Source organism: Desulforhopalus singaporensis, from assembly GCF_900104445.1.
Classification (GTDB): Bacteria; Desulfobacterota; Desulfobulbia; order Desulfobulbales; family Desulfocapsaceae; genus Desulforhopalus_A; species Desulforhopalus_A singaporensis.
In genome coordinates this window covers 1-25,100 of record NZ_FNJI01000031.1, presented here as the reverse complement: position 1 = coordinate 25,100, position 25,100 = coordinate 1, and the positions used below count along the sequence as shown (strand labels likewise).

The following is a 25,100-nucleotide window of genomic DNA, read 5'->3' as shown; positions in this document are numbered from 1 at the left end:
GAAAAATCCTGGCCGGTTCACGACATCCTTTAGCTAACTAGCTTGAATTATAAGTTTAAACTGCTAACCGAGGTCGTGAAATTCATACAACTACCTCAGGCAGCTCTGCCTGACAACAAATCCTGCCCGTTGTGTTGACCACATTATTTCTCAAAGACTATACTGGCTGAAGTTAATTCGTTAAAATCCTCATCTGCTACAGACATCGTGTAGCGCCCCTCCTTTACCAAATTCTTCTTAACCAACCGACCATAGGACCACTCGCTTTTCCAGGTACCGACCGCATCAGCAACAGGTTCAGGATCGAGTGCGTAGCCGATGTCACTTTGCACTCCGTCGATTGTAACAAACAGCACTACAACTTTGCTTCCCGGTTCAAATCCTTTACCACTGACTCCGATCACTCCTTTCTCGTCAAGTTTCACTGGGCTGTCGACGACGATTTCAGCAGTTGTCGGTTTCATGGATGAACTGGTATCCACATTCTTGCAGCCGAAAACCAGTGCACACAAGGTGAGGATCGCAAGATAGGTAATATATCGTTTCATAATTTTTCTCCTTTAAATTCTAATTTTCATAAACGGAGTTTTTTTTGATTTGCTGTCTGATACCTTGCACAAGTGATAAAATACAGAGAATGAGAATAACCAGTGAGATGGGCCGAGTAACAAGCTGGATTAAAAATGCTCCCACATCCCCATGAATAAGTGACAATGAGCGGCTTAATTCTCCCTCGGCCATCGTTCCAAGCACAAGTCCCAGAACCATCGGCGCCCTGGGTACAGCAAAAAAATGCATGACAAAACCACAAAAACCAATGAACAACATGATCCAGACATCTTCCATCGAACCACGAATCGCATAAGATCCAATTACTGCCATTGCCATGATTGCCGGTGCAAGAATCGACCGGGGAATCTGAATCAATCTCACACAATATTTAGCCATGAACAATCCGACCGGAACAAACAGTAGATTCGATATGAAAAGGCTTAAAATAAAGCTGTAGACGATATCGGCGTTGGTGGTAAACAGTTCCGCGCCGGGTCGAAGGCCGTGGATCATGATTCCGCCCAGCAGTACAGCTGTCACAGGGTTGCCGGGAACTCCGAGAGTTAGCAGAGGGATAAGCGTACCTCCGGTTACAGCATTGTTGGCGGTTTCCGAAGCAAGAACCCCAGCGGTTGATCCTTTACCGAACTCTTCTGGCTTCTTTGATGACCGTTTTGCAGCATCGTAGGAGAGAAACCCCCCAACACTGCATCCAACACCGGGGATGATGCCCACTGCTATACCAATTAGGCTGGACCTGATAAGATTCACCTTCTGACTGATCACCTCCGGAAAAAAACGCAAAGGATTTGATTCATCTAAGTTGAGCTTGATTTTCTCGCCGGACTTCCTGCGGGTCAGCATATCAATTACTTCCGGAATCGAATAGAGACCGATAAGGGAAACAACCAGGGGGATTCCATCAAATAATGCTGGGATATCATAGGTGAAACGCATGAATCCAGTCAAAGGGTGATTCCCTACGGTGCTCAGCAAGAGTCCGAATATTCCGGCAATCAAGCCTTTTTCGACATCTTCGCCGGACAGAGATGCAATAACCGTAATACCGAAAACCGCCAAAAGAAAATATTCGGGGCTGCCAAATCGCAATGAAAACTCAGCAAGGGGCGGAGCTATGAACAGGAGAGCCACGACACTAATCAACCCGCCGATACACGATCCAAAAGTTGCAAGAGCCAGGGCTTTAGTGGATTGCCCCTTTTGGGTCATGGGATAGCCGTCAAGCAGGGTCGCAACGGCAGCTGGAGTCCCTGGAATGTTAAGCAATATTCCACTAATTGCCCCACTGTATGTGGATGCCAGATAGATACCTCCAAGCATCGCCAATCCGACCTCCGGGGGCATGGAAAAGGTGATTGGTATAAGGAGTGCAATTCCCATGGTGCTGGTGAGACCGGGCAATACCCCGATCAGCACTCCACCGGTTACTCCACCAGCAATGGCAATCAGCATATTGACACTTAAAAGCGGTCCTATACCGAGAAGTATGTTCTCAAACATTGGTTCCCTCAGCCAAAAATTAAACTTTCAGGTCGTGTTACACCAAGCAAATGAAAGAAAATAGCCCAGAGTAACGCCATTAATCCGCATGATATTACAATTATCCATCGTTTTTTGGAAAACCGTAGCACCGGCATCATTGTCGCCATAAAGATTACCGTTGCTGCTTCATAGTTCACCAAGCCGACAAGCAATGCGTATATGCCGATACTGCCAAACACCAGCCCTGCGGAAGCCAGAGCAGTCTTATCCGCACTGCTTTTCTCTGATGCCACGGAACAGGAACCTGTACCGTCGTTGCCAGGTGATGGTTTTATTTTTTTGCTCAGCAAAGTCTGCCGCAGAAAAAACAGAAAACCAAGAAAACCCATCACTACTACTAACACCCGAGGAAACAGTGATGAATTGCCGGGATAGGAAAAGGATTCATATCCCAGGTACAGAGACAATATCAGGGTGCCCAGGGCAAAGATTCGGTTTTTCTGTACATTGGTCATACGCTTACCCCCATTGACTATTATTGACCGGTCGGTCTCTATTTCATCAGATGAATGTATTTTTTTGCTTCAGCGGCGGCCTGTTCAAGATAGGCGGAATATTCGGCAGGATTCATGTATTTCAGAGGAAGTCCCATTTTGTCTGCCTGCTCCACAAAGCCCTTATCCTTCATAACATCGGCAAAAGCTTTAGTTAAAAAAGCTTTATGCTCAGCAGAAATTCCTTTCGGAGCGGCAATACCTCGGGAGGCTGCACCGACGGAAGGAATATCTACACCGGTTGCTTCCTTAATCGTGGGGACGCCAGGGAGGTACTTGTAGCTCTCTGGCGAAAAAACACCCAGTGCACGCAAACGGCCATTGTTTATGTGGGTAGTAGCCGAGGTTGCACTTGGTACCGCAGCATCCACCTGTCCGCCAAGCAGAGATGTAATCGCCGGACCAGATCCGTTATAGGGAACAAAATTGAGGTCAACACCGAGTTTATCTTCGGCAACAATCAATTGCAGTTGGTTGTTGGATTGGGGGCCGTCACCGCCCACGTTGATTTTTCCCGGGTTTTTCTTGGCGTCCTCAACGAGATCCGCCAGTGTCTTATAAGGGCTGTCGGCTTTTACAACCAATACAACCGGGTCTAGCTGGATATTGGCGATCGGTTCAAAATCGCTCATCTCGTATGGAACATTATCCCGTAACATTTTGACCATCACAATTGACGGGCTATTGATAAAACCAATGCGATAACCATCTGTTTTCGCCTGTGCTAGACTGGTAAAACCGATCTGCCCCCCGGCACCAGGCTTGTTCTGAATGATAAGCCGTTTGCCAAGGTAGGGTTGTACGTATTTGGCAACAACACGAGCCGCAGTGTCAGTCCCTCCACCCGGCGAATAAGCGACAATCATTGAGATTGGCTTTTCAGGATATTTCGCCAGACTCTGACCTGCGGTTAGAGCGATAGACAAACTAGTCACCGCTGCCATCACCAACATCCTACTGAATACATTGAATCCTCTGACATTGTTACGAATCATGACTACCTCCTCTGATTTTAGATCAACACTTCTTTGCCATTGATAACAGCTACTCCATCAACTTGTATCTTCGGCTCCCACATCAGTAGATCATAATGGACAGCCGCCTTGACTGTACCGCCCAAGGTAATGCTGGTACCTATGCCGATATGGCACGTTGAGATAACTCCTTCATCCTCAAGCATTAACCCGCACATCCTGCAATTAGGGTTCAACCCCGTACCTATTTCAGCAATGTTATAAACGTTTGGATCGTTCTGGTTGGCAAGGTTCTCCCGTAAGATTGCCGCCTGTCTGCCACCATCAATGCTTGTAATGAAACCATCATTTACATCCACGATGACCGGTTCGGTGAGTATGCCTATCCCGAGATAGGGAATACTTGCATCGGCAACAATACGACCATTGGCACTTCCTTCAACCGGCGAAACGTTAGCTTCAACTGTTGGAACCGTAGAAAATTCCCCTGGTTCAACCATGCAATAAAGAGCATTTCCTCTTCGCCCTGTTATGTCCATGGTCAAATCAGTGCCTCCTGGCGAAGTAAGGTGTATGGTATTGCCGCGTTCAAATTTTTGAGCAACCCCAACACAAATGGGTTTAATTGATTCAAAATCCGCTTCTAAACCACCATGAATCATCATTTCTTCTGTAAAGTCAGTCATAACGATAATTCGACTCTTGGCAGCGGCAGCATTTTTGACAGCATGTGTGTGAGTTATTGAGTAGCCAACGGGTATGAAAACTACATCCGCGGCTTTCATAGCTTCAGCAATAGCGTCGGGAGGCTCCTGTCCTGCTCTGTCCCTTGGCCTCATGACAATGATCATCGGCTCTGCACCACGGTCAAGAACAATAGCAGCAATTGTTTCTGCAATACTGGTCTTGTTCATGTCCGTTACGATCAACACACTCTCGTTCGGCTGCACTTTGGTACATATATCTACCAAAGTTTTAGCACCTTTAAGCATAAGTAGATTTTGCATAATATTTTCCATCTTTAAAGGTTAGGATGTCATCCTGTCCGTACCAGCTGGTCCAAAAAAAAATTCTATTTAATCACAAGCATATGCCTGCAGCGATCACCTCTAAATACTCGCTTTGTCAAAGCTACGGGTCTCCCGTCGTCGTCATTGGAGATCCGTTCAACCAAGAGCCCGGGAGCAGGGGACTCTTTAATTCCCATAATATGACGTTCGTAGTCATTTAACAAAACAGGCTCAAGAAACACATCAATACGGCCAAGCGCGATTCCGTAATCTTTTTCAATTGTTTTTAAAAATATATACGTATCATTGAAATCATCCGGTTTGATATCCGGAAACTTACTGCGAGGTATATATATTTTTTCAATAAAAAACGGACAGTTATCAACGATTCTCAGCCTGGTTATTTTTAGCAGACGATCCGTAATCTTCAGATTCAGCAAACGCTGGACCCGGCTTGATCCGGTCAATTCCTCGTGCTTGAGTATCTTAGTCGATGCCTGATACCCTTTCTCTTTCATTTGCAGGTCGAGATTGTGATGTCCTAGAAGATTCTGTTCAAAGACAGGTTGCTTTACACGAGTACCAACGCCTTTTTCTTTTGATAATAAACCTTCTTCCTTCAACAACTGGATAGTTTGCCTAACGGTGCTACGGCTTATATTGTATTTTTCGCACAGTTCCCTCTCTGAAGGAATAAGATCATTTGGCCGAAAGATACCTGTGTTGATTTGATCTCTTATAATATCAGCCAATTGCAGGTAATATGGGATGGCTATTTCTTTGTTGACCATTATTGGATTCATCCGAATAAGTTGCTACACTGTTGGTACGGTTGTCATTACCAGTTCATAGCATAAGATTAATTTCAGGTAAAGAGAAAAAATCAAAATACGGGGATTGACTATCCTATTGGCGATCATCTCTTTAGGAGCCTTGGCTTAGGCTGTCAGTCAGCGTTGAAATATGACCCCCAATCAGCACCCAAGGTTGACTTCTTTGGCTTAAATATCTTTTACCTTTAAAATCTCTTAACCTTCTAATATGAAAAGATTTTAAAGATAAAAAATATTCAGGCCTTCATACCGCAACGGGGTCAATATTCAAAGCGGAAAAGGGTCAGATTTCAATGCTGAATGACAAGAACTCAATTAATGATTCCGCAAACCCAGCATTGAATCGATAATCTCTGATGATTTTTTTGCTTCATTGGAGGACCCTTTCCAAACCGTATTCCCCGACTCAAAAACAATTACGTTGTCGGATGCCTGAAGCGCCCTTTTGGTACTCTGTTCCACCAGCATGATAGTCATATCCAAACTGTTCAGCTTTTCTATTACTTCGTAACAGATATCAATGGCTTTAGGCATGAGCCCAAGTGACAACTCGTCGACCATCAATACTTTTGGATCGGTCATAAGTGCCCTGCCGATAGCCAACATCTGTTGTTCACCTCCGGACAAGGAACCGGCGTTTTGTCTGATCCTTTCGCCAAGTATTGGAAAAATGTCGAAAACTTTTTCCATATTCGTCTGACTATCTTTCTTTCTTGTAATGTAACCACCAATTATCAAGTTCTCATAAACGCTCATACTCTTAAAAAGACGTCTACCTTCCGGAACCAAAGCTATTCCCCTGGACACTCTTTCCATGGGCGTACAACTGGTAATATCCTCACCGTTATAAACAATCGAACCATTTTTTATTTCCACATGACCAGCGATTGCCATTATAAGTGAGGATTTTCCTGCGCCATTTGCACCTAATATCCCAGTGACGCTTCCCTTTTTTACTTCCAGATCAAGGTGGTTTACAACCTGCATATTCCCATAGCCACAACAAAAATTACTGATCTTAAGCATCATTTAATCAACTCCCCAGATATGCTGTTCTGACTTCAGGCTGTTTCATTACTTCTTTTGGATTGCCGGAAGCGAGGTACTTGCCGTTATCCAAAACATAAAGCCGGTCGCTTATCCTCAAGACCTCGCTTAAATTGTGTTCGATCATAACTGTCGTCATACCATTTTGGGAAATCAGCTTGATCGTGTCAGCAAGTCTGCTTGCCTCTTGACTGTTTAGGCCTGCCAGGGGCTCGTCAAGTAATAGAATTTTCGGCTTTATTGCCAATGCTCTTGCAACCTCCAGTCTTTTTAAAATTCCCAACGGCATGGTTGACACCGGAAAATTCTTATATTGGGCGATATCAACCATTTCAAGGAAAGCCATAGCATCTTTCTTTTCTGATGACCGACTGAAATTCAATATTGAAAGACCAATGTTTCTGACTTTTTTATAACCGGCGGCGAACATAACATTTTGCAAAACGGTCATTGACTTGAATGGACTAACAATTTGATGAGTCAAAGCAAGACCAAGTCTTATCCGACTATGTGTCGGCAGTTTGGTAATTTCCCTGTCGTTGATTTTTATTGAAGCGTTCGCCGGCTTTACAATACCTGTAATTGTTTTTAATAGTGTTGTTTTGCCGGCACCATTGGGGCCAATCAGACTTAAAAACTCCCCTTGCTTTACTTCAAAACTGACATCTTTAAGGGCAGTAATGCCGCCGAACCTGACGGTGACTGCTTCAGCAGAAAGTATCGCTGCCATGTTATTTCTCCTTGTTGCCAGTGAGCAGGGTGTAAAAACCGGAAAGGCCTTCCGGCTTGAACCTCATGACACCAAACAGCAGGGCTCCGTACAGTAATAGCTTATAATCATTTATAAACCGAAATACTTCAGGCATCATAACCAATAGAACAGTTGCAAAGACAACCCCAAATGTAGAGCCGATTCCTCCTACCGCCACCATCGATAAAATTGTGATTGATTCTATAAAACCAAAAGTTTCCGGCACGATAAAGCGTGTATAATAAGCATAAAGCCCACCTGCAAGCCCGGCCATGGAAGTGCCCATGGCAAATGCCGTCAGTTTATAGGATTTTATATCCAGGCCAAGCGTTCTTGCTGTTCCTTCATCATCAGCAACCGCATCAAAGGCAAAACCGATCCAGGCTTTTTTCACATACCAGGAAAAAAGAATGGATAGCATGGCAAAAACAAGCACAAAACACAAGTAAGCGAATTTGGTCATTCCATGTGAGGGGATCCCTGATATACCCATTTCCCCACCGAAAAACTCTTGCTGCCTGACAATACCGACAAATAAAAAGGCAACTCCCATTGTTACTATTGCTAAAAAATCTTCTTTTACCCTAAGACTGGTTAACCCAATTATAACTCCAATTATTCCTGCACTTGACAATCCGGCTGCCAGAGTTAAATACATTGGCCAGCCAAGCTTGGAGAGCAATGCCACGGTATATGCACCAATTCCGAAAAATGCTGCATGTCCTAAGCTTATCTGTCCACAGTATCCAGTAATCAAATTTAAGCTTACCGCAAGAATCACGTATATTCCGACACCTGTAGCAAGACTTATTTCATATGGTCCCATAGGTTACCTCGACTTGAAAAGACCGGTGGGTTTTATCATCAGAACCACAACGAGAAACGCAAAGGCAATGGCGTCCCTGTCCAGAAAATCACCGATGTAAATTGTACCAAAAGCTTCTATAACACCTAAGGCCAGAGATGCGATTAAGGTTCCAAAGACATTCCCCAGCCCGCCGAGAACTATGATGGCAAGTGATTTATATGAAGGAACCGCACCCATGGTCGGCTCCACCAGATTGGTGAGCAGGGCCACGAGCACCCCGGCCACTGCGGCCAGAGCGCTCCCGACGAAAAAGACAAGGTATCGGACCCGGATCGGGTCGATGCCGAAGCTGGCCGACATTTCAGGGTCATCCACGGTGGCCCGCCACCCGATACCCACACGAGTTTTCTGGGCGATCCAGGCCAGGATGCCCAAGAGGACCACGTTGGTGATCACCGTGATGATCTGGCAAGCTCTCAGGTGAATGCCGAATATTACCACCACATTCTGCAGGGGAGCGGATGAAAAACTCAGGCCAAAGGGGCCAAAGATCAGCCGGAACAGCTCTTCCATGGCGATATAAAGCCCAATGGAGGCGATCAGGGCCACATAGGGAGGCTTGTTGAGTATGGGCTCGTAAACCAACCGGTAAATGACAACACCCACAATCCCTGAGGTAAGGGTTGCCACAACAATGCCAAGTGACAGGCTGCCGAACTGATTGGTCACGGTGACGCCCAGGTACGCCGCCAGGGTAAAAAGTCCTGCATGAGCTACATGTAAGACTCTTAAAAGACCATAGATAAGCGTCAGACCCACTGCGATGATGGCATAGGTGGATCCTTGGATCAGTCCTTGAATGAAAAGTTCAATAAAGAGCACGTTAATCCATCCTTTAATTTATTTTTCAGGCGGTGCGAGAAGTTCGGGATCGTCGATAACGGAATGATGGTGCCATTTGCCGTCTCTGACAATCTGGTTCTGGACGTTTTTCTGGACTTCGCCCAACGCGTTGAATTCAATGGTGCCGGTTGAGGCTTTCATGGAAATCCTGGAAATGGCATCCCTGATTTTGACAGGATCCGTGCTTTTGGCATTTTCCATGGCCTGAGCGGCGATTTTGACAGCGGTATGGACGGATGCAGAAACCATATCTGCGGGATAACCGGCGAGTTTTTCAAACTCGGCAATGTAGTTGGCGGTTTCGGGTACCTTGGAATCCCTGTCCAGAGAGGTGGTAATGATGACGCCTTCGGCGGCCTTGCCGGCGATTTCGATGAACTTGCTGCCATCGTAACCTTCCTGACCTATAACCGGTGCATTGACGCCTGACGCCCTCAACTCACTGATCAGGGGGCCTGCGGTGAAGTAGTAGCCGGAGGCATAGATGGCTTCGGGATTGTCAGCCTTAACTTTGGCCACGATAGCGCCGAATTGGCGGTCCTTCATCGAATATTCGTATTCGTTGACAATTGTAATACCGAAGTCAGCAGCTTTTTCCTTGAACCCTGCAGCCAGAGATTTTCCAAAATCGTTTTTCAGAGTGATCATGATAACCCTTTTTTTATCCATAATCTCACCGATGAGTTTGGCACCTGCCCGGCCCTGAACCTCCCCGAGAAAAGAGGTTCTGAATACATAGTTTCCTGCTCTGGTAATGTCCGGATGGATGGCATAGGCGGAAAGGTAGGGGATTTGGGCTTCCTGGAACACTCCTGCCGCGGACCTGGTGGGGCCTGAATAGGATCCGGAAACACCGACCACAACCCTGTCTTGACCAATCAGCTTATTGGCCACGGGGATGGACTGGGAGGGATTGGCCTGATCATCGTAGATCACCAACTCCAGTTTTTTGTCCAGAACGCCACCGGCTTCGTTGATCTGCTTGACGGCCAGTTCTGCACCGAAAGTCGATGATTTGCCGTCGGAAGCGGCAAATCCTGTCAGCGGCACATGGAGCCCGATCTTAATAGTATCGTCGGCCCATCCGGTTCCAAGACCGGCCACTACAAAGCACAGGGTCGCTATTAACATCATTTTTTTCATTTTGTTCTCCCTTCTGATTTAATGTTGCTGTTTTACTACCCCCTTATTAATTGCTGATGCCCAAACCAATAAAAAAATGCTTATGATATATGTATGCGTACTCTTCTTGTTTGTTCTTTTATTTCATTTAAAATCAACCATTTAAGTGGTCAGTGTGTCGGGGAACTGTGAAAATGTCTCCTGATTTGATAACCGTAGTCACGGCGTTGTGCCCCAGACGATAGATGATATCCTCCAAACTGGTGATGTCCCAGACCTGTAGATCGGCCACTTTACCGGGGGAAATAGAACCGATGCGTTTCTCCCGTCCCAAGGCCCGTGCCGCATCCAGGGTAGCTGCCAGGATCGCCTGCTCCAGGGTCAAGCCGTGATTCCGGCAGGCCAGCTGCATGACCAGCTGCATGGACTCAGTCCAGTTGCCTGGATTGAGGTTGGTGCCCAGGGCGATGGTCACCCCGGCTTCTATGAGATCCGCAGCCTTGACCGGATCGGGATGGGCCACGGCAAAATCCAAGGCCGGCAGTACAACCCCGATGACCTTGTTTTCGGCCAGAAGAGCCATTTCGGCTTTAGTGGTGTAGTTGAGGTGATCGGCAGTGAGGGTGGGTAAATGCGCCGCCATGGTACTCCCACCAATGTTTGCATAGGCGTCTGTGTGGATCCGTGGTACCAGTCCGTGATCCATACCGGCCTTTAAAATCACCCTGGACTCCTCAGCCGTATAATAGCCGTCATCGCAATAGACATCGCAAAATTCTGCCAGCCCCTCATCTCCTGCTTTTGGAATCATCTCATTGATGAGCAGGTCCATGTATCTTTTCCGGGCTGCCGGATCGTTGCGATCAATCTCCGGGGGAAAGTCATGAGCACCTGTAAAGGTGGAAACGATGTCGGCTTTTGCTCGAAGCTGCAGTAGGGAGTTGATTTTGAGCAGTCTGTCTTCGTCACGGACAGAGATCCCGTAGCCGGTCTTGCTTTCAATAGTGGTGGACCCGCAGCAGAACATCCGCTGTACCCTTGCCAGGGAATCGGCCAGGATGTGCTCTTCATGGGCGGCTCGGGTCATGGCGATGGAGGCAGGGATTCCGGTTTGAATGCCCATGGCCTCGATCTGAGCCGCTGATTTAGTCATCTTCAGGGAAAACTCCCTGGCGCGGGAACCGCCAAAGACAACATGTGTATGACAATCCACAAATCCAGGAGCCAGAGTCTGTCCCTTGATATCAAGAATCCGTGCCCCGGAGAGATCCATTCGGGCCCGAACCTCATCCGACCGGCCCACAGCCATTATCTTTCCGCCAACTACAGCAACTACGCCCTCGGAAATAATACCCAAGGGGTTGTGAGGACCTGGCTCACAAGTGACCACTTCCCTGGCCCCCTGGATAACCAGATCGGCCGCTGTAGGGGGTGTGTTAATTTCCACCATGGTATCAGGACCACCCGATGAGGGATTTTTCGATGATCTGGTCCGAGGAAAAGTCATGGGCTTGAAGATAGTAGCTCATGACCTGTTCCATGGCGCCCATGGGTACCGGCCCCACAAGTTCACTCTTTACAACATTTACCCCGTAGCGGGCAGCCTCGCGCCTTACCGTTTCCATAACCATGGGGATGGGGGTTTTGATGTAGTGGATAAGGTTCATAGAGACCTGAACCTGGCCGGTTCCCTCAATGGCCAGCCCCATGGCCCTCACATAGCGGAACCCACCGTTTAGATGACGAACACTGTTGGCAATGGACTGGGCCAGGTCCACCTTATCCGTGGCCAGGTTGATATTCAGAGCCACCAGGGGAAACCGCGAGGCAACCTGGATGGAGCCGGTTTTAGGGACAAAGACCGCAGGGCCTGCATCAGGAGCCCACCGCGGATCTTTCAGTTTCTCCTCCAGGGCCTCATATTGACCCTTGCGCACCTTGACCAGGCTTTTTCTCTCAGGGCTTTTGGCGGCATCCTCATAAAAATAGACCGGTACTTCCAGCTCGCGGCCCACCCACTCACCAAAGGAATGGGCCAGCTGAACGGACTCGTTTTCGTCAAGGTCAATGGGGATAAAAGGCACTACATCCACAGCCCCCTGTCTTGGGTGGGATCCCTTTTGCATGCTCATGTCAATGAGTTCGACCGCCTTTCTCACCAGTTTCTGGGTGGCCTGAAACACAGCCTCGGGAATACCGATATAGGTGATCACTGACCGATTGTGGTCGGCATCGGATGAATAGTCCAGAAGTTTCACTCCGACGGTCTCCCGTACCTGGTCCACCACGGCTTCCACTACCTCAAGATTGATCCCTTCGCTGATATTGGGAACACACATTATAGATTTCATAGATTCAGTTTTCCTTTTATCTCTTCCACCTGGCCAGACAGTTCGCTTACTAGGTCTTTGTCTTTAATTGAGGGCAAATTGATCTCCACATTGGCCAGACATCCATGAATGCCGGTCTGGGCCAACATCTTTGCACTGTAAAGATCGGATGCGCAGTTGGTGTTGTACTTCTCTGCCAGTTTGATACACAGCCTATGGACGGCCAGACAGTATTGGGCATTTCTCATGGGAACCCGGGCCGCCTCTTCCAGGCCCTGTTGGATGGCATGGCTGCGTGCGGCTTTCTCATCGTCGGTGAATTTGGGCAGGTTGAATGCATCACTGACCTTTTTAAAGGCAAGGGTATCCTCCGCCCCGCCATCAAAAAGCTGTTTCTGAAGGATCTTGGCCTGGTCCGCCATCTCTTCGTAAACTTTGGCGGGCAGCAGATCTTTTTTCCCCCTGGAAAGCTGGGCCACCATGCCGACCATGCCGGCTGCCATGGACCCGGCTATGCAGGAGGCAGTGCCGCCACCGGTTGTAAAGTCATTGGCATCCAGTACCTTTAAAAAGGCGTCGATGTTTCGCTGCAATTCTTGTGTCATCTCATTTCCTGTTCAAGGCGATGCATACCGCCGGATTTGGTTGTGTTCAACCGGGGAATTGAGGATTCCCCGGCTGGGTGGTCTTTACAGGTGATTTGTGTCAAGGAGCCTGTTTAGTCTTCCTTGAAGTGAGATGCCCGTCTGAGCTGATGTCCGCCACCAGGACCAAAGGTGACCTTATCTGCAGGCTCCCACCAAAGCGGGATTTTAATACTGTCTGTGGTCAAGGGTCCTTTACCTTCTGCTACCGCCCGTGCGGACTCGTAACCAGCCTGTGCATGACGAACCACACCGATGCCGGAGTCGGTAGTCATGCATGCTTCCAGCCTGAAAGTTGATTCATCTGTGCCGTCGGCGATCATGGTAACCCCTGTGTGAACCGCTTCCCCCATAGAATAGTTGGCCTGGATGGCGATCAAATCACACATACCTGCACAGTTAAGCAGGGCATTAAGCATTGGCCAGTCAGAGATCAGGTCTCCACCGTCTTTCATTTTTTCCGACTCAAAGGTTGGGTTAACGATGGAACCGGAGTCAAGGTTGTCCCTGGAAAATGCAACGGGCCCTTTTACTTTTCCTTCTTTAATAAGCTCATTGACCCTTAGTGCAAAGGCCTTTCTCTCGCCGAATCCAAGATAGCAAACCCTGGCAGGCAACGCTTCAATGGGCAGATTTTTACGGGCCAGATTAATCCATTTGCAGGTTAGTTTGTCTTCCGGGAACATTTCCAGTACCAGATCATCCAGAACCGACAGGTCATTTGCATCGCCGGACATACAGGTCCACCGGAACGGTCCCCGTCCTTCACAGAACAGGGGCCGGATGTATTCGGCCACAAACCCGGGAATTGTCATTGCCTCTTCTTCTGACATTCCTGCATCTCTGCATTCTTTTCTGATGGAGGTGCCATATTCAAACACATGGCAGCCTTCTTTTTGGGAGAAGGCATTCATTGTGGTCAACTGGGTCACCATGGATTTTCTGGCCTGCTCGACATATTCTTCGCGGTCCCTTCTCCGGAGTTCATCGGCCTGGCGGGCATCCATCCCCATGGGAATATAGGACAGGGGATCATGGCAGGGGCACATTTCCGTCACCACATCTGGGACAAACCCGAGATCGTAGGCTTTCCGGAACAGGTCTGCTGCATTTCCCGCCACGCAGATTCCAAGTGGTTTTTCTTGAGCAGCTGCAGCTTTTGCCATTTCTATGGCCTCTTCGATAGAACCGGCTTTTACATCGGCAAATCCGATTTTAATGCGCTTGTCGATGATGTCTTCCTGAACATCTACGATGATTGCTACGCCGCCGTGCATGGTCATAGCCCTCGGCTGGTTGGCTCCCATACCGCCCATACCGGCAGATAAAAGGATTTTTCCTTTCATGTCACCACCATAGTGGCGGTCAGCAATGGCCCCCAATGTTTCAAATGTCCCCTGGATCACACCCTGAGTTCCGATATACTCCCAAGGAGCAGCAGTGTACTGGGCAAAGATTGTCAGGTTTTTTTCCTGAAGATCGTAAAAAGTGGGCCAGTCGGCTTTCATGATGTTGGTTGTTGCCATAACCACAGTAGGGGCAAATTTATGGGTTTTAAAAATGGCAACTGGCATGCCGGACTGTACCACCAAGGTTTCGTCATCTTCCAGTTCTTTGAGCGATTTGACAATTGCGTGATACGATTCCCAATTCCTGGCACACTTGCCGATACCGCCGTAAACAACCAAGTATTCAGGGGCTTCGGCATTTTCCATATTATTTTCGAGCATTCTTAAGATGGTTTCCTGTTTCCACCCTTTGCATCTTAAGGTGTCGCCTCTCTGCGCCTTGACTTCGTAGAGAATTTCGTTGTTCATGTTTACTACCTCTCTTGATATTAGCTGATCCCTGGCATTTGGGATTTTGGGTTATATTGGCTTTATTCCCTCCGGGCCCGGAGAACTTGCTTCAGCTTGTGCCAACTTGTTTCATCTTGTTTCAAATTAAAATCATCTTTTCAAAATTAAGTCAAGAGAAAATATCGAAATTCCGTTTTTTTTAGGATGGAAGGCTAGAAGGCTGAGGGGAAAATAATTGTTCCAGCGGTTTCACCTCTACCGGCAACCATGGGGTTTACATTGCCTATAGGATAAGGTATTGATAGGATCAGTAAAAGGAAGCTGCAATCAGCTCATCCGTTTTACTGAGCCTATATAGCTAACACTTATATTTAAAGGAGTAAGGTCCAAAGGTCTTTAATCGGTATGATCCAGTCCCAATTGCAAAAAGTCAAAAGCCATGTACTCTCAAACATTGAATCGGGCAAATGGATGCCAAACGACAAGATCCCGTCCGAATTTGATCTGGTCAAACTGTTGAGCATATCCCGGAGCACGGTGAACCGTGCCCTCAAAGAGCTTACCACGGAGGGCTACCTGACCCGTATTCAAGGGCTAGGCACTTTTGTTGCCGACAAGAAGACCAGATACGCTTTAATGGAAATCAAAAACATTGCTGATGAAATTGCGGATAAAGGGGGGACTCACTCCTGCGAGGTAATCACCCTTGAAGCGATGAAGGCCGATACTTATATCAGCCAGCAGCTGGAAATAAAAAAAGGAAGCCAAGTTTTTTTCTCACGCATCGTGCACTACATGTCAGGCATTCCCATTGAACTGGCCGAGCGCTATATCAATCCCAAATTTGCCCCCAACTACCTGGAGCAGAATTTTCAAACCATCTCTCCTAGTGAATATCTCTTTTCTTTAGGTCCCTTGACAGAAGCAGAGCATATTATAGAGGCCATCATACCCGATGAAGCAACCCGCTCCATCCTCCAGATCGAGAACGATGAGGCCTGTCTAATCATCCACCGCAGGACGTGGTCAAAAAATATGATCGTCAATTATGCAAGGTTGCTCCACCCAGCTTCCCGGTTCACCCCGTCCAGCCGGTTTTCCCCCAAAGACACTGGTTCCAGGATCATGCACTAAGTCGGCTCAGACATCGCCTGCGTTTCTCATTGGTTTTCCAGGTCTTTTTCTGATGTCTCCAATGTACAAGCTCCTTGGTTTTCGCTTTTAAAAATAGCGATTTGGTGTTCACATTTTTCAACCTACCCCAGTTGCCAGTGATGTTTCGACATTACCACTATCTGTCCCACCCACGACCACTATCTGAAATTTTATTGACAAGAAGTGTGATTTTGGAATTGTCAGTGCACCGTTGTTTTGCAAAAAACGCATAATCAAAAAGACACTATACAGTTACACTCCCCAATAATGCAGTCCATGTAAATACAAGCAATTGGCGTAATTGGCGGAGCTGGCGCAATATGGCGACGGGGAGTCGGTCCATAAGTCTATTTACACAAAATTTTTTACAGGTTCGGACACAATCAAAAATGCAAAAAAGATTTGGCACTATTTATCTTTTAACAGGGCTAAAACAAATGGTTTTTCATCTTAGTGACTACACGATCAAGGTGATTTGTTAGAGCTTTACGAGCATTTGTCGCATCACGCTTTTCAACATATTCTAGAATTGTCTCAAGGTCCTCAAATTGGTACGACAAATCATTGTTCTGATATGCGATGTGGTACCAGAATCTGGATGTCGTCCGGTTTAATGAAAGAAGTGTCGATTTTAGCGTTTTGTTCTGTGTCGCCTCATAGAGTTTATGGTGAAAGTTCTGGTCGTATTGAGCTAGTTTCTCAACATCTTGGTTTTCAGACGCCAGGCACTTTTTCAATTTTTGGTAAATATTCTTGAGCTCCTCCAGTTGCTCGCCTGTGACTCTTTCTGCGGCCATCTGGCCAGCCAACCCCTCCAACTCCCTGCGCATTTCTATGATATCCTTGATCTGCTGGATGTCAATCTGAGCGACAATGATTCCTACTCGTGGGATAATCTGCAAAAGATTCTCGGTCTGTAATTGAAGAAGAACTTCCCTCAGAGGCGTTCTTCCTATCCTGTAGTGTTCGACCAGGTCTTTTTCATTTAACATGTCTCCGGGTTTCAAACTGTTTGTAATGATCCGGTACTGTAAATTTTCATAAACTTTATCTTTGGGTTTTGGGTTTGCCATGGCTACCTGTGCTGTGCCGTCATTGAATGTTGTTTTGTAATAGAAACGCAATATAAAATTCCAAATAGATATATCACAAAATAATCATTACTGGCAAGTCTGTTCACGCAATAACACCATATCATATTTAACTATTTAAAAATATGGCAAAACATGAATAGTTAATTAGTCCTCATGGTTTATCAATTTTCTGTAAAAAATAGAGAGAATCCAAAAGAAAAAAGATAATCATTGATGTTGACAAAATACATCAGCAATGATAGAACAGATTTATTAGTGATATATCAACAACAAATCAGATTGACTTTTCGTTGTTTAGCACAGTGATGATATCAAGCGTTTTAGTGCCCGTGGGAGTGAACTTAAAACAGTGCATGAAGCCGGAAAAATGAACAATGAGGTTGGTTGTCAATGGAGAGCGTTGTCATGGCAGTTGCGCCATGCAAAAGGGATTGAGTGACCAGGCTTTTCGTCATTCTCTTTCCCATCCATCGCGTAGCCGATGGTTTTACCGGTGTAGAGGTCCTTGTGGTCGGCAAGATACAGCCAGCCCTAGGCTGTTGGAAGGTACGTCAGGGCTGCAATCAAAGGCTGATTGGGGACTTAAAAGTCGCGGAAAAAAATTTTAAATTACTAATCGGAGATTGATCATTACACACAAGGTGATATGGCAATATGTTGAAATAAAAACAAATTAAGCGATCAGGTGGGTAGTCCATTAAACTTTTATAGCAGGAGGAAGATTCTATGAAAAGAGCAGTTATACCGTTTTTGATGTTCATTCTGATTCTGACTATGTCACTCGGTTATCACCAAGGTGAAGCACGCGCAGAGAAGAAGAAAGTTATTAAAATCGGACATATTGTTTCAGAAGCTACAGCTGTCCACAGAGCCTGCGTTGCATTTGAAAACTATGTTGAGGCGGAATCCGGAGGCAGCATAGATGTTCAAATATTCCCGAACGGACAACTTGGTGGTGACCTTCAATTGACTGAGGCTGTTGCGCTTGGGACAATCCAGGTAGCTATCCCATCGACTGCGGTTCTGACCGCGTATGATCCTGTTTTTGGACTTCTAGATCTGCCGTTTATCTTTGCGGATGTCTACGCTGGGTTTAATGCGTTGGATGGTGAGCTTGGCTCTAAGTTAGATAACATACTAATGTCGGTTGGAATAAAAAATCTGGGATATAGCTATAACGGTGCACGCTGCATGTCGAACAACGTTCGTCCTATCACTGAACCTGCCGATCTTAAAGGCATAAAAATGCGCGTTATGGAAAGTCCGGTTTTTATAGACATGTTCAAATATCTCGGCGCCAATCCAACTCCAATGAGTTTTGGGGAGGTTTTTACTGGCCTTCAGCAGGGTACAATCGACGGGCAGGAAAACGCTCCAGCGCTTGTGTATGCATCCAGGTTCAATGAGGTTCAAAAATACTACAGCCTCACCAACCACGTGCAATCTTATATTGCCAACCTCATCAATGCAGACTTCTTTGACAATCTTTCCAACGATCAGCAAAAAGTTGTGTTATCTGGAGCTGAAAAGTACCTGGTAACCCAACAGCGAGCAGATGAAATCAATGACAATATTGAAACTGTTGCCAAATTGGTTGAAACCGGAATGGAAGTCAATGAGATCACCCCAGGGAACATGAATAAATTCATGGATGCTCTAAAACCAATGCATGAAAAATACCAAGGAAAATTTGGACAAGAGTGGTTTGACCTACTGAAAATGTAAGATCTGTAAATTTTCTTTAAAACAGTTCACTGTTGAGACGGCTACCCGCCCTGACTCTGGTGTCCTTAAGTGTTGAAGCAAAAGGAGTTCTGAAATGAGAAAATTACTTCGAGCTTATAGCAAACTAGAGGAAAATATCCTTGTAGCTAGTTTGGTCGTTACTGTAGTTTTGATCTTCGTTCAGGTAGTAATGAGATATGTTTTTAACAATTCATTGTCGTGGAGTGAGGAATTAGCGCGCTATATCTTCATTTGGCAAATTTGGTTAGGAGCCAGCGTTGGTATTCGCTTGAAAAGACAAATCTGTGTTGAGATGCTGACTGCTCGGTTAAATGCTGCTGCAAGGCGCTGGATGAGTGCTTTTGCGTTATTTATTTTGCTGGCCTTCTGTATTTTTCTCGTTGTAAACGGATATCATCTGTCAATGAAGATCGCATCAAGAAACGCGGTTTCAAGTGCTCTTAGTATTCCTCTCAGCATTGTTTATATGTCACTTCCATTCAGCTCTGCGGTCACTTGCTTGTACATAGTGGACCAATTGATTGAGTTGGTGAATACTCCGGCGAAAAAACATTTAGGAGGAATATAACATGGAAGTATTTTTCTTGTTTGGTTCTTTTATATTCTTGATCTTAATCAGTGTGCCTATTGGTTATGCCATTGGATTAGCTACTACGCTAACACTTTTTATTTTCACTGACATTCCACTTGTAATGATTTCTCAAAATGCTGTGGCTGGATGTGATTCCTTTCCGTTGATGGCTATTCCATTTTTTATATTAGCGGGGAGCCTCATGAGTACGGGAGGTGTCGCAAAACGTTTGCTCAACTTTGCAAACATGGTTTTCGGCTATTTTACGGGTGGGCTGGCTATGGTAACCACTGTATCCTGCATGTTTTTTGCTGCTATCTCCGGTTCAGCTATGGCGACCGTTTCAGCCATCGGAAGTTTTATGATTCCAGCAATGAAGGAAAAAAACTATGAAGCCAGTTTCGCCGCATCCCTCACAGCTGCAGCGGGCACCATTGGGGTCATTATACCTCCAAGCATTCCATTAGTCATTTACGGCGTGGTTGCAGGTACCTCAATAACTGATCTCTTTATAGCAGGTCTGATACCGGGGGTTATGATGGGTATAGCGCTGTTGGTGACTTCCTACCTGCTTTCCAAAAAGCATGGGTACAGCGGTACAGAACATTTCCCTACAGGAAAAGAGGTCTGGGTGTCTTTTAAAGAAGCATTCTGGGCGATTCTGGCACCTGTAATCGTGCTGGGAGGGATTTATGCCGGTATTTTCACTCCGACGGAAGCTGCTGTTGTAGCGGTTGTTTATTCTACGTTTGTCGGCTTTTTTATCTATAAAGAATTAACTTGGAAGAAACTTTATCAGTCTCTTTTCGATACTATCGTGATTAACGGTATCACGACGTTTATGGTTGGTTTTTCAATGGCTTTCGCCGGATATTTAACCATCCAGCAAATCCCTGGCAGTATTGCTGCAGCGATGTTGGAAATGACATCTAACAAATATGTGCTGCTTTTAGTTATCAATCTCTTTCTTTTAATAGTGGGGTGCCTGATCGACAACATCCCGGCTACTATTATTCTTTCACCAATATTACTGCCGATTGTCACCAAACTAGGTATGACCCCTGTAACTTTCGGAGTAATGTTGACGCTGAATCTCGCCATCGGATTTGTAACGCCGCCTTACGGAATTAACCTTTTTGTAGCGTCGGCAGTAGGTAATGTTTCTATCGGAAGTATGATGAAATATATGACTTCCTTCCTAGCTGCATTGGCTCTGGTGTTGATAATCATAACCTATAATTCTGCAGCCACGATGTTCTTGGTTAAGCTGTGGTAATTTAAATAGATTCCATCCTTAAAGCAGAATCGTGCTTCGGGGCTGGAAAATAAAATTAAATAGTGGAGATTCTGACGTGAATTTGAAACCTGAACATAAAGATATGTTGGAGGGCCGTTATGGAGAGGGTGTTGCCAAAGCTATGGAGATTCAAACGGCTATAGGGGAAACTTTTGATGCTAAAAGAATGGTGCCTATAACGAGAGCACATGTGGCATTAAGCTCTCAGGATGCGGACCTTTGGTTCGTGGAGAAGATGCTATCACTTGGGGCAACGTGTAAAGTATCACCAACGGTAAATCCAAGTATAGATTTGAAATATCTGAACCAGCACTTGTTCGAAATACCAAAAGCTGGTGTCGATATCGTATCAGCAACGAACGCAGCTTATCAAAAAATTGGGGCTACCTTGACGTTTGATTGCACACCATATTTGCAACAAAATGTACCGGGAATGGGAGAGGTAATTGCTTTCTCTGAGTCGAGCGCAACTCCTTATGTAAATTCGGTTTTAGGGGCGCGCTCCAACCGTGAATCCAGCCAGAGCGCTCTTTGTGCTGCTGTTACCGGTTTAGTGCCAGAATATGGCCTGTTACTCGATGAACACCGTTACGGGGAAATATTGGTAGAGGTAGAAGCAGATATAGAAACAGATTTTGATTACCAGTTGCTCGGCTGGTGCTATCCGGAATTGTATAAAGGCCTAGAAATCCCAGTTTTTACAGGAATCAAGGCGAGACCAACACCGGCCGGTTTTATGAATTTTGGGGCACAGCTGAACACATCTGGGGCGGTATCTATGTACCATATTGTGGGGGTCACGCCAGAAGCTCCGACTTTAGAAGCCGCTTTCGGCGCCAATAAAGTCAAGCACAGAATTAAGGTCACAAACGACGATATAGCACGGACCCGCGATCGACTGTGTCGTAAAGGTGAAAAAATAGATTTTGCAATGTTCGGCTGTCCACATCTGACCATCACCCAGGTGGAGACGATAGCTAAAACTATCGCTGAGAGACGCTTTGCTGTGGATTTCTGGGTGCTGACGAGTTCCCTTACTAAAGAGCTTGCTGAGCGGATGGGCTATTTGGATATCATTCAGCGAGCAGGAGGCCATATTGTGGCCGACACTTGCATAGATGTCCCGCCATGTTGGCAACCATACTATGGAAAAGTAGGTGTGACGGATTCTCCTAAGTGTGCTTACTATAACGAAATTCGGGGAATTAAATTTATTATTCGGCCGATTGAAGAATGTGTTGAGGCTGCTATTGTAGGGGAGGTATTGCAATAATGGGTACTAAGTTCAAATGCAAAAAAATATCTAAAGGTTGTGTCGAAGGTAAAGTTATAATTTCAAAAGACGCGTTATGCTATTACCTTGTTGAGCCTGAGAGCGGAACGGTTGTCGAACGCAACCATGATCTTGAGGGGCGTAATGTCGCCGGGAAGGTTCTCATCATGCCTTCTGGAAAGGGTAGCTCCGTTGTGCAGGCTGACGGTATCTATAAACTGTCTCAACACGGAAATAGTCCTCTTGGCATGATTATCGAGCATGCTGATCCCGTATTGGTATCCAGCGCGATCATATTCGAGGTGCCGATGGTGCATGAAGTTGATCCCGAGTTCTACGCCCAGATCATAGACGGAGACACGATTGTGCTGGATGCAACAAACGGAGTTCTGGAGATCAAAAAATAAAGCATAAACTCATAACAACACGACACTACATGTGTTGATTTTTGATCAAAAGGAGAGAAGTCATGCAAAAAATGACGATCCCGTATGGTGACGATAAAACAATAGAATTTGAGGTCGAGAGAAATCGTGTGGTATTTGATGGAAGCATGAAGGAGACCGCACCTCTTGAAAATCTGCAAGATACTTTACGGGCACGTCTGGATGATCCCATAGGTTGTGCGCCTGTCAGGGATATGGTGTCTTCTTCGGATCGCGTATTGATACTGATTGAGGATGCGACGCGAACAACACCGGTCAGCACTATTCTTCCTGTATTAGTCGATTATTTGGTCGATCTGGGATTAAGACAGGAACAGATTGAAATTCTGACGGCACCGGGATCCCACCGGATCCTGACGGACGATGAGCTATTGGAAAAGGTAGGTCCGGATCTAATAAAAAGGCTGAAGATTAACCAGCACGATTACAAGGATGAGAGCAGCCTGATGACGATGCCATCTGTTCACATAGCTGGTATTGAAATCCCGGTCCAGATTAACCGCAAGATTGCTGATTTCGATTTTATCATTGGAATTGGCAACATTGTTCCTCATTCAGATGCGGGTTATTCCGGAGGTGCCAAGATATTTCAACCGGGGATATGTGGTTACCCAACAACAGCTGCGACACACATCTCCGCAGCAATGCTCGATGAAATACCTCTAGGTGTAGTCGATAACCCGTGCCGGTTAGGAATGGAGGAAGTGGCTCGTCGTGCCGGTCTTAAGTTTATCATCAACACAGTGAAAAATTACCGTGGTGAAGTGATTGACGTTGTGGCTGGTGACTTTGTTGAGGCGCATCGTTTGGGTGCGCGCGTATCGCGGGATGCGTTCTCTGTCCAAATGAAAGAATTGGCGGATATAGTAGTGGTAAGTTCGTATCCCGCCGACCTGGATTTTTGGCAGGCTCTCAAAGGTGTTACCTCAGCATACTTTGCTGTTAAGCCAGGTGGATTTATTATTTTCGCAAGTCCCTGTCATGAGGGGTTTGCGCAAAATCATCCGAGGTTTCATGACTGGCTGAAAATGAGCCACAGGGAGATTTTGGAGAAAGCCAAGAATGCCCCTGTTGATGATAAATCTGTGGACTTAATCTCCGCAGTGCTGGCTACCTGTAACTCGAGAGCAAGAGAAAGAGCATCAATACTGGCGGTGTCGCACGGTCTTACAGATTTTGATCTTGAAGTTCTTGGGTACAAACGGTGTGCAAGCGTCCAGAGTGCATTAGATTACGCCTTAAAGCAGATGCCGACCGCGACGATTGGCATTTTGCCTCGAGGGGGGGACGTTTTGCCTGTACTGGCGAAATAATGACAATATGTAGAAGTTGAGATCAGATCTGACAAACACTAGTTTTGACATGGTTTTTGTCAGATCAAGTTCAGCTCAGGTGTATATTTTTTCGACGCTAATTTTTACCTCCGTTTCCATTAATAATAATTTACTGAAGGAGCTGTATCTCGAACCTGTACCCCCTTTAACATCCGAGGTGCTGATCCTTCTCCTTTGAGAACATTATTTTCAGAGTATAACTAACGTGAATAACGGCATTTTATTTGATCATGGACGTGCTGCGCGAATCGGCTTGCCAGAAGCAGTATTTTGCGAAGGTAAATCAGACGAGGCGATAACAGATTTACTGAACAGGTTCAGTAATGGCTCGAAACACCCAATTCTATTTACACGATTGAGCGCAGAGCAATTCGCTCTGGCTCCCGAAAAAGTCAGAGCCGGATACGATTACCACCCCCTGTCTCGAACTGCTTTTGGAGATACGATGCCAGCCAGATCTACAGGACGGATCGCCATTGTTTCTGCGGGAACATCCGATGGTCCTGTCGCCTGGGAGGCGGCCCGAACGATTACGTATCTTGGAATCGCAAACGATATATATGAAGATTGTGGCGTTGCAGGATTATGGCGACTTACGGAACGGTTGGATGAAATCAATACGGCAGATGCGGTTATCGTCGTCGCTGGTTTGGATGCAGCATTATTGAGCGTCATCGGAGGACTTACTTCCAGACCCATTATTGGTGTTCCAACATCAGTGGGATACGGTGTCGCAGCAAAAGGTAAGGCTGCGCTGGCAAGCATGCTTTCGAGCTGTGCCCCTGGAGTTACCATAATGAATATTGATAATGGTTATGGCGCCGCCTGCGCAGCGGCCCGAATAGTTAACGGGTTGTGCGCCATTAAATAATACCTGCGGTAATGTGAAACAGGTAGTAATCAAAGAAATCGACACCGCATTTTCCAAGTTAGCCGGTAAATATCTTTTCATGTTCCTCTTCGGCTGTAATCAATCTCGGCGGTCGCCAATTGGAGCGTGCCATGGGGTTGGCGCTCAGTCAGCTATTCCCGATGTAAGTCTAAGTCATTGAAATTGCGCCATTCGGTAAAATCATCTTTCGTAAACATTTAATATGAAGTATGAACTTAATCTATTGAAATAATGTGAAAAATATTTTTTAGCATGACACTTTTTTCTTGACAAACCTACAAAGAAGTGTCGCGCGTTTTCTATGTGATATCAAGCCCATACATTGGAGACGCGATGAAAGTATCAGCATACCAAACGAGCAAAGCTTTACCCCCGACAATAGCATCTGGCAGAAAAGTGAGAAAACACCTCAACGCAGATTCTCTTCTTGCAGTGATTCGGCGGGATTTCCAGAACATCCCG

Annotated in this window: 24 protein-coding genes; 8 read left to right on the top strand and 16 right to left on the bottom strand. The window is 46.1% G+C overall.

Annotated features, from left to right (window positions below):
- Positions 1–143: 143 nt before the first annotated feature.
- The 15 genes from BLQ17_RS17460 to BLQ17_RS17390 form a co-directional block, all read right to left on the bottom strand.
- Complete coding sequence (locus tag BLQ17_RS17460; protein ID WP_092225184.1) at positions 144–548, bottom strand: hypothetical protein; 405 nt, start codon at positions 546–548, stop codon at positions 144–146.
- Between the two features lie 19 nt (positions 549–567).
- A complete protein-coding gene (locus BLQ17_RS17455) occupies positions 568–2,073 on the bottom strand; it encodes a tripartite tricarboxylate transporter permease (RefSeq protein ID WP_092225182.1) in 1,506 nt (501 codons plus the stop codon).
- Between the two features lie 8 nt (positions 2,074–2,081).
- Entirely contained in the window at positions 2,082–2,570 is a 489-nt protein-coding gene (locus BLQ17_RS17450; RefSeq protein ID WP_092225180.1) for a tripartite tricarboxylate transporter TctB family protein, read from the bottom strand.
- A 38-nt stretch (positions 2,571–2,608) separates the two neighbouring features.
- Positions 2,609–3,604 carry a Bug family tripartite tricarboxylate transporter substrate binding protein gene (locus tag BLQ17_RS17445; RefSeq protein ID WP_218121832.1) on the bottom strand — a complete coding sequence of 332 codons (996 nt, stop codon included), beginning with the start codon at positions 3,602–3,604 and terminating at the stop codon, positions 2,609–2,611.
- A gap of 17 nt (positions 3,605–3,621) precedes the next feature.
- The gene (locus tag BLQ17_RS17440; RefSeq protein WP_092225231.1) at positions 3,622–4,590 is read right to left on the bottom strand and encodes an aminopeptidase; all 969 of its coding nucleotides are present in this window, start codon (positions 4,588–4,590) and stop codon (positions 3,622–3,624) included.
- 65 nt (positions 4,591–4,655) lie between these two features.
- A complete protein-coding gene (locus BLQ17_RS17435) occupies positions 4,656–5,384 on the bottom strand; it encodes a GntR family transcriptional regulator (RefSeq protein ID WP_176761291.1) in 729 nt (242 codons plus the stop codon).
- 357 nt (positions 5,385–5,741) lie between these two features.
- On the bottom strand, positions 5,742–6,455 hold the full coding sequence (locus tag BLQ17_RS17430; protein WP_218121831.1) for an ABC transporter ATP-binding protein: 714 nt from the start codon (positions 6,453–6,455) through the stop codon (positions 5,742–5,744).
- A 4-nt stretch (positions 6,456–6,459) separates the two neighbouring features.
- Complete coding sequence (locus tag BLQ17_RS17425; protein ID WP_092225177.1) at positions 6,460–7,203, bottom strand: ABC transporter ATP-binding protein; 744 nt, start codon at positions 7,201–7,203, stop codon at positions 6,460–6,462.
- A gap of 1 nt (position 7,204) precedes the next feature.
- Positions 7,205–8,050, bottom strand: coding sequence for a branched-chain amino acid ABC transporter permease (locus BLQ17_RS17420; RefSeq protein WP_092225175.1), 846 nt, complete (start codon positions 8,048–8,050; stop codon positions 7,205–7,207).
- A 3-nt stretch (positions 8,051–8,053) separates the two neighbouring features.
- Positions 8,054–8,914, bottom strand: a complete 861-nt coding sequence (locus tag BLQ17_RS17415; RefSeq protein WP_092225173.1) for a branched-chain amino acid ABC transporter permease — start codon at positions 8,912–8,914, stop codon at positions 8,054–8,056.
- Between the two features lie 18 nt (positions 8,915–8,932).
- Entirely contained in the window at positions 8,933–10,078 is a 1,146-nt protein-coding gene (locus tag BLQ17_RS17410) for an ABC transporter substrate-binding protein (RefSeq protein WP_218121830.1), read from the bottom strand.
- 133 nt (positions 10,079–10,211) lie between these two features.
- The gene (gene hutI, locus BLQ17_RS17405) at positions 10,212–11,507 is read right to left on the bottom strand and encodes an imidazolonepropionase (RefSeq protein WP_176761290.1); all 1,296 of its coding nucleotides are present in this window, start codon (positions 11,505–11,507) and stop codon (positions 10,212–10,214) included.
- Between the two features lie 4 nt (positions 11,508–11,511).
- Positions 11,512–12,408 carry a glutamate formimidoyltransferase gene (gene ftcD / locus BLQ17_RS17400; RefSeq protein WP_092225169.1) on the bottom strand — a complete coding sequence of 299 codons (897 nt, stop codon included), beginning with the start codon at positions 12,406–12,408 and terminating at the stop codon, positions 11,512–11,514.
- Complete coding sequence (locus BLQ17_RS17395) at positions 12,405–12,992, bottom strand: cyclodeaminase/cyclohydrolase family protein (protein ID WP_092225167.1); 588 nt, start codon at positions 12,990–12,992, stop codon at positions 12,405–12,407. Before BLQ17_RS17395 ends, ftcD begins: the two co-directional genes overlap by 4 nt.
- A 113-nt stretch (positions 12,993–13,105) precedes the next feature.
- Positions 13,106–14,848 carry a urocanate hydratase gene (locus tag BLQ17_RS17390; protein ID WP_092225165.1) on the bottom strand — a complete coding sequence of 581 codons (1,743 nt, stop codon included), beginning with the start codon at positions 14,846–14,848 and terminating at the stop codon, positions 13,106–13,108.
- Positions 14,849–15,235: 387 nt separating this feature from the next.
- Here BLQ17_RS17390 and hutC point away from each other — a divergent pair, with 387 nt between their 5' ends.
- Positions 15,236–15,964, top strand: coding sequence for a histidine utilization repressor (gene hutC / locus BLQ17_RS17385; protein ID WP_092225163.1), 729 nt, complete (start codon positions 15,236–15,238; stop codon positions 15,962–15,964).
- 449 nt (positions 15,965–16,413) lie between these two features.
- Here hutC and BLQ17_RS17380 read toward each other — a convergent pair whose 3' ends face one another.
- Positions 16,414–17,058, bottom strand: a complete 645-nt coding sequence (locus BLQ17_RS17380; protein ID WP_092225161.1) for a GntR family transcriptional regulator — start codon at positions 17,056–17,058, stop codon at positions 16,414–16,416.
- 747 nt (positions 17,059–17,805) lie between these two features.
- Between BLQ17_RS17380 and BLQ17_RS17370 the strand changes: the two genes are divergently transcribed.
- From BLQ17_RS17370 to larB, 7 genes are all read left to right on the top strand, one after another.
- Complete coding sequence (locus BLQ17_RS17370) at positions 17,806–18,804, top strand: DctP family TRAP transporter solute-binding subunit (RefSeq protein WP_092225157.1); 999 nt, start codon at positions 17,806–17,808, stop codon at positions 18,802–18,804.
- A 94-nt stretch (positions 18,805–18,898) separates the two neighbouring features.
- A complete protein-coding gene (locus tag BLQ17_RS17365) occupies positions 18,899–19,393 on the top strand; it encodes a TRAP transporter small permease (RefSeq protein WP_092225155.1) in 495 nt (164 codons plus the stop codon).
- 1 nt (position 19,394) lies between these two features.
- Positions 19,395–20,672, top strand: a complete 1,278-nt coding sequence (locus BLQ17_RS17360) for a TRAP transporter large permease (RefSeq protein ID WP_092225153.1) — start codon at positions 19,395–19,397, stop codon at positions 20,670–20,672.
- 76 nt (positions 20,673–20,748) lie between these two features.
- Complete coding sequence (locus BLQ17_RS17355) at positions 20,749–21,966, top strand: aconitase X catalytic domain-containing protein (protein WP_092225225.1); 1,218 nt, start codon at positions 20,749–20,751, stop codon at positions 21,964–21,966.
- Complete coding sequence (locus BLQ17_RS17350; RefSeq protein WP_092225151.1) at positions 21,966–22,373, top strand: aconitase X swivel domain-containing protein; 408 nt, start codon at positions 21,966–21,968, stop codon at positions 22,371–22,373. The genes BLQ17_RS17355 and BLQ17_RS17350 overlap by 1 nt, the downstream gene beginning before the upstream one ends.
- Positions 22,374–22,435: 62 nt before the next feature.
- The gene (locus tag BLQ17_RS17345; RefSeq protein WP_218121829.1) at positions 22,436–23,725 is read left to right on the top strand and encodes a nickel-dependent lactate racemase family protein; all 1,290 of its coding nucleotides are present in this window, start codon (positions 22,436–22,438) and stop codon (positions 23,723–23,725) included.
- A 226-nt stretch (positions 23,726–23,951) separates the two neighbouring features.
- Positions 23,952–24,617, top strand: a complete 666-nt coding sequence (gene larB, locus BLQ17_RS17340) for a nickel pincer cofactor biosynthesis protein LarB (protein ID WP_092225149.1) — start codon at positions 23,952–23,954, stop codon at positions 24,615–24,617.
- Positions 24,618–25,100: the final 483 nt, after the last annotated feature.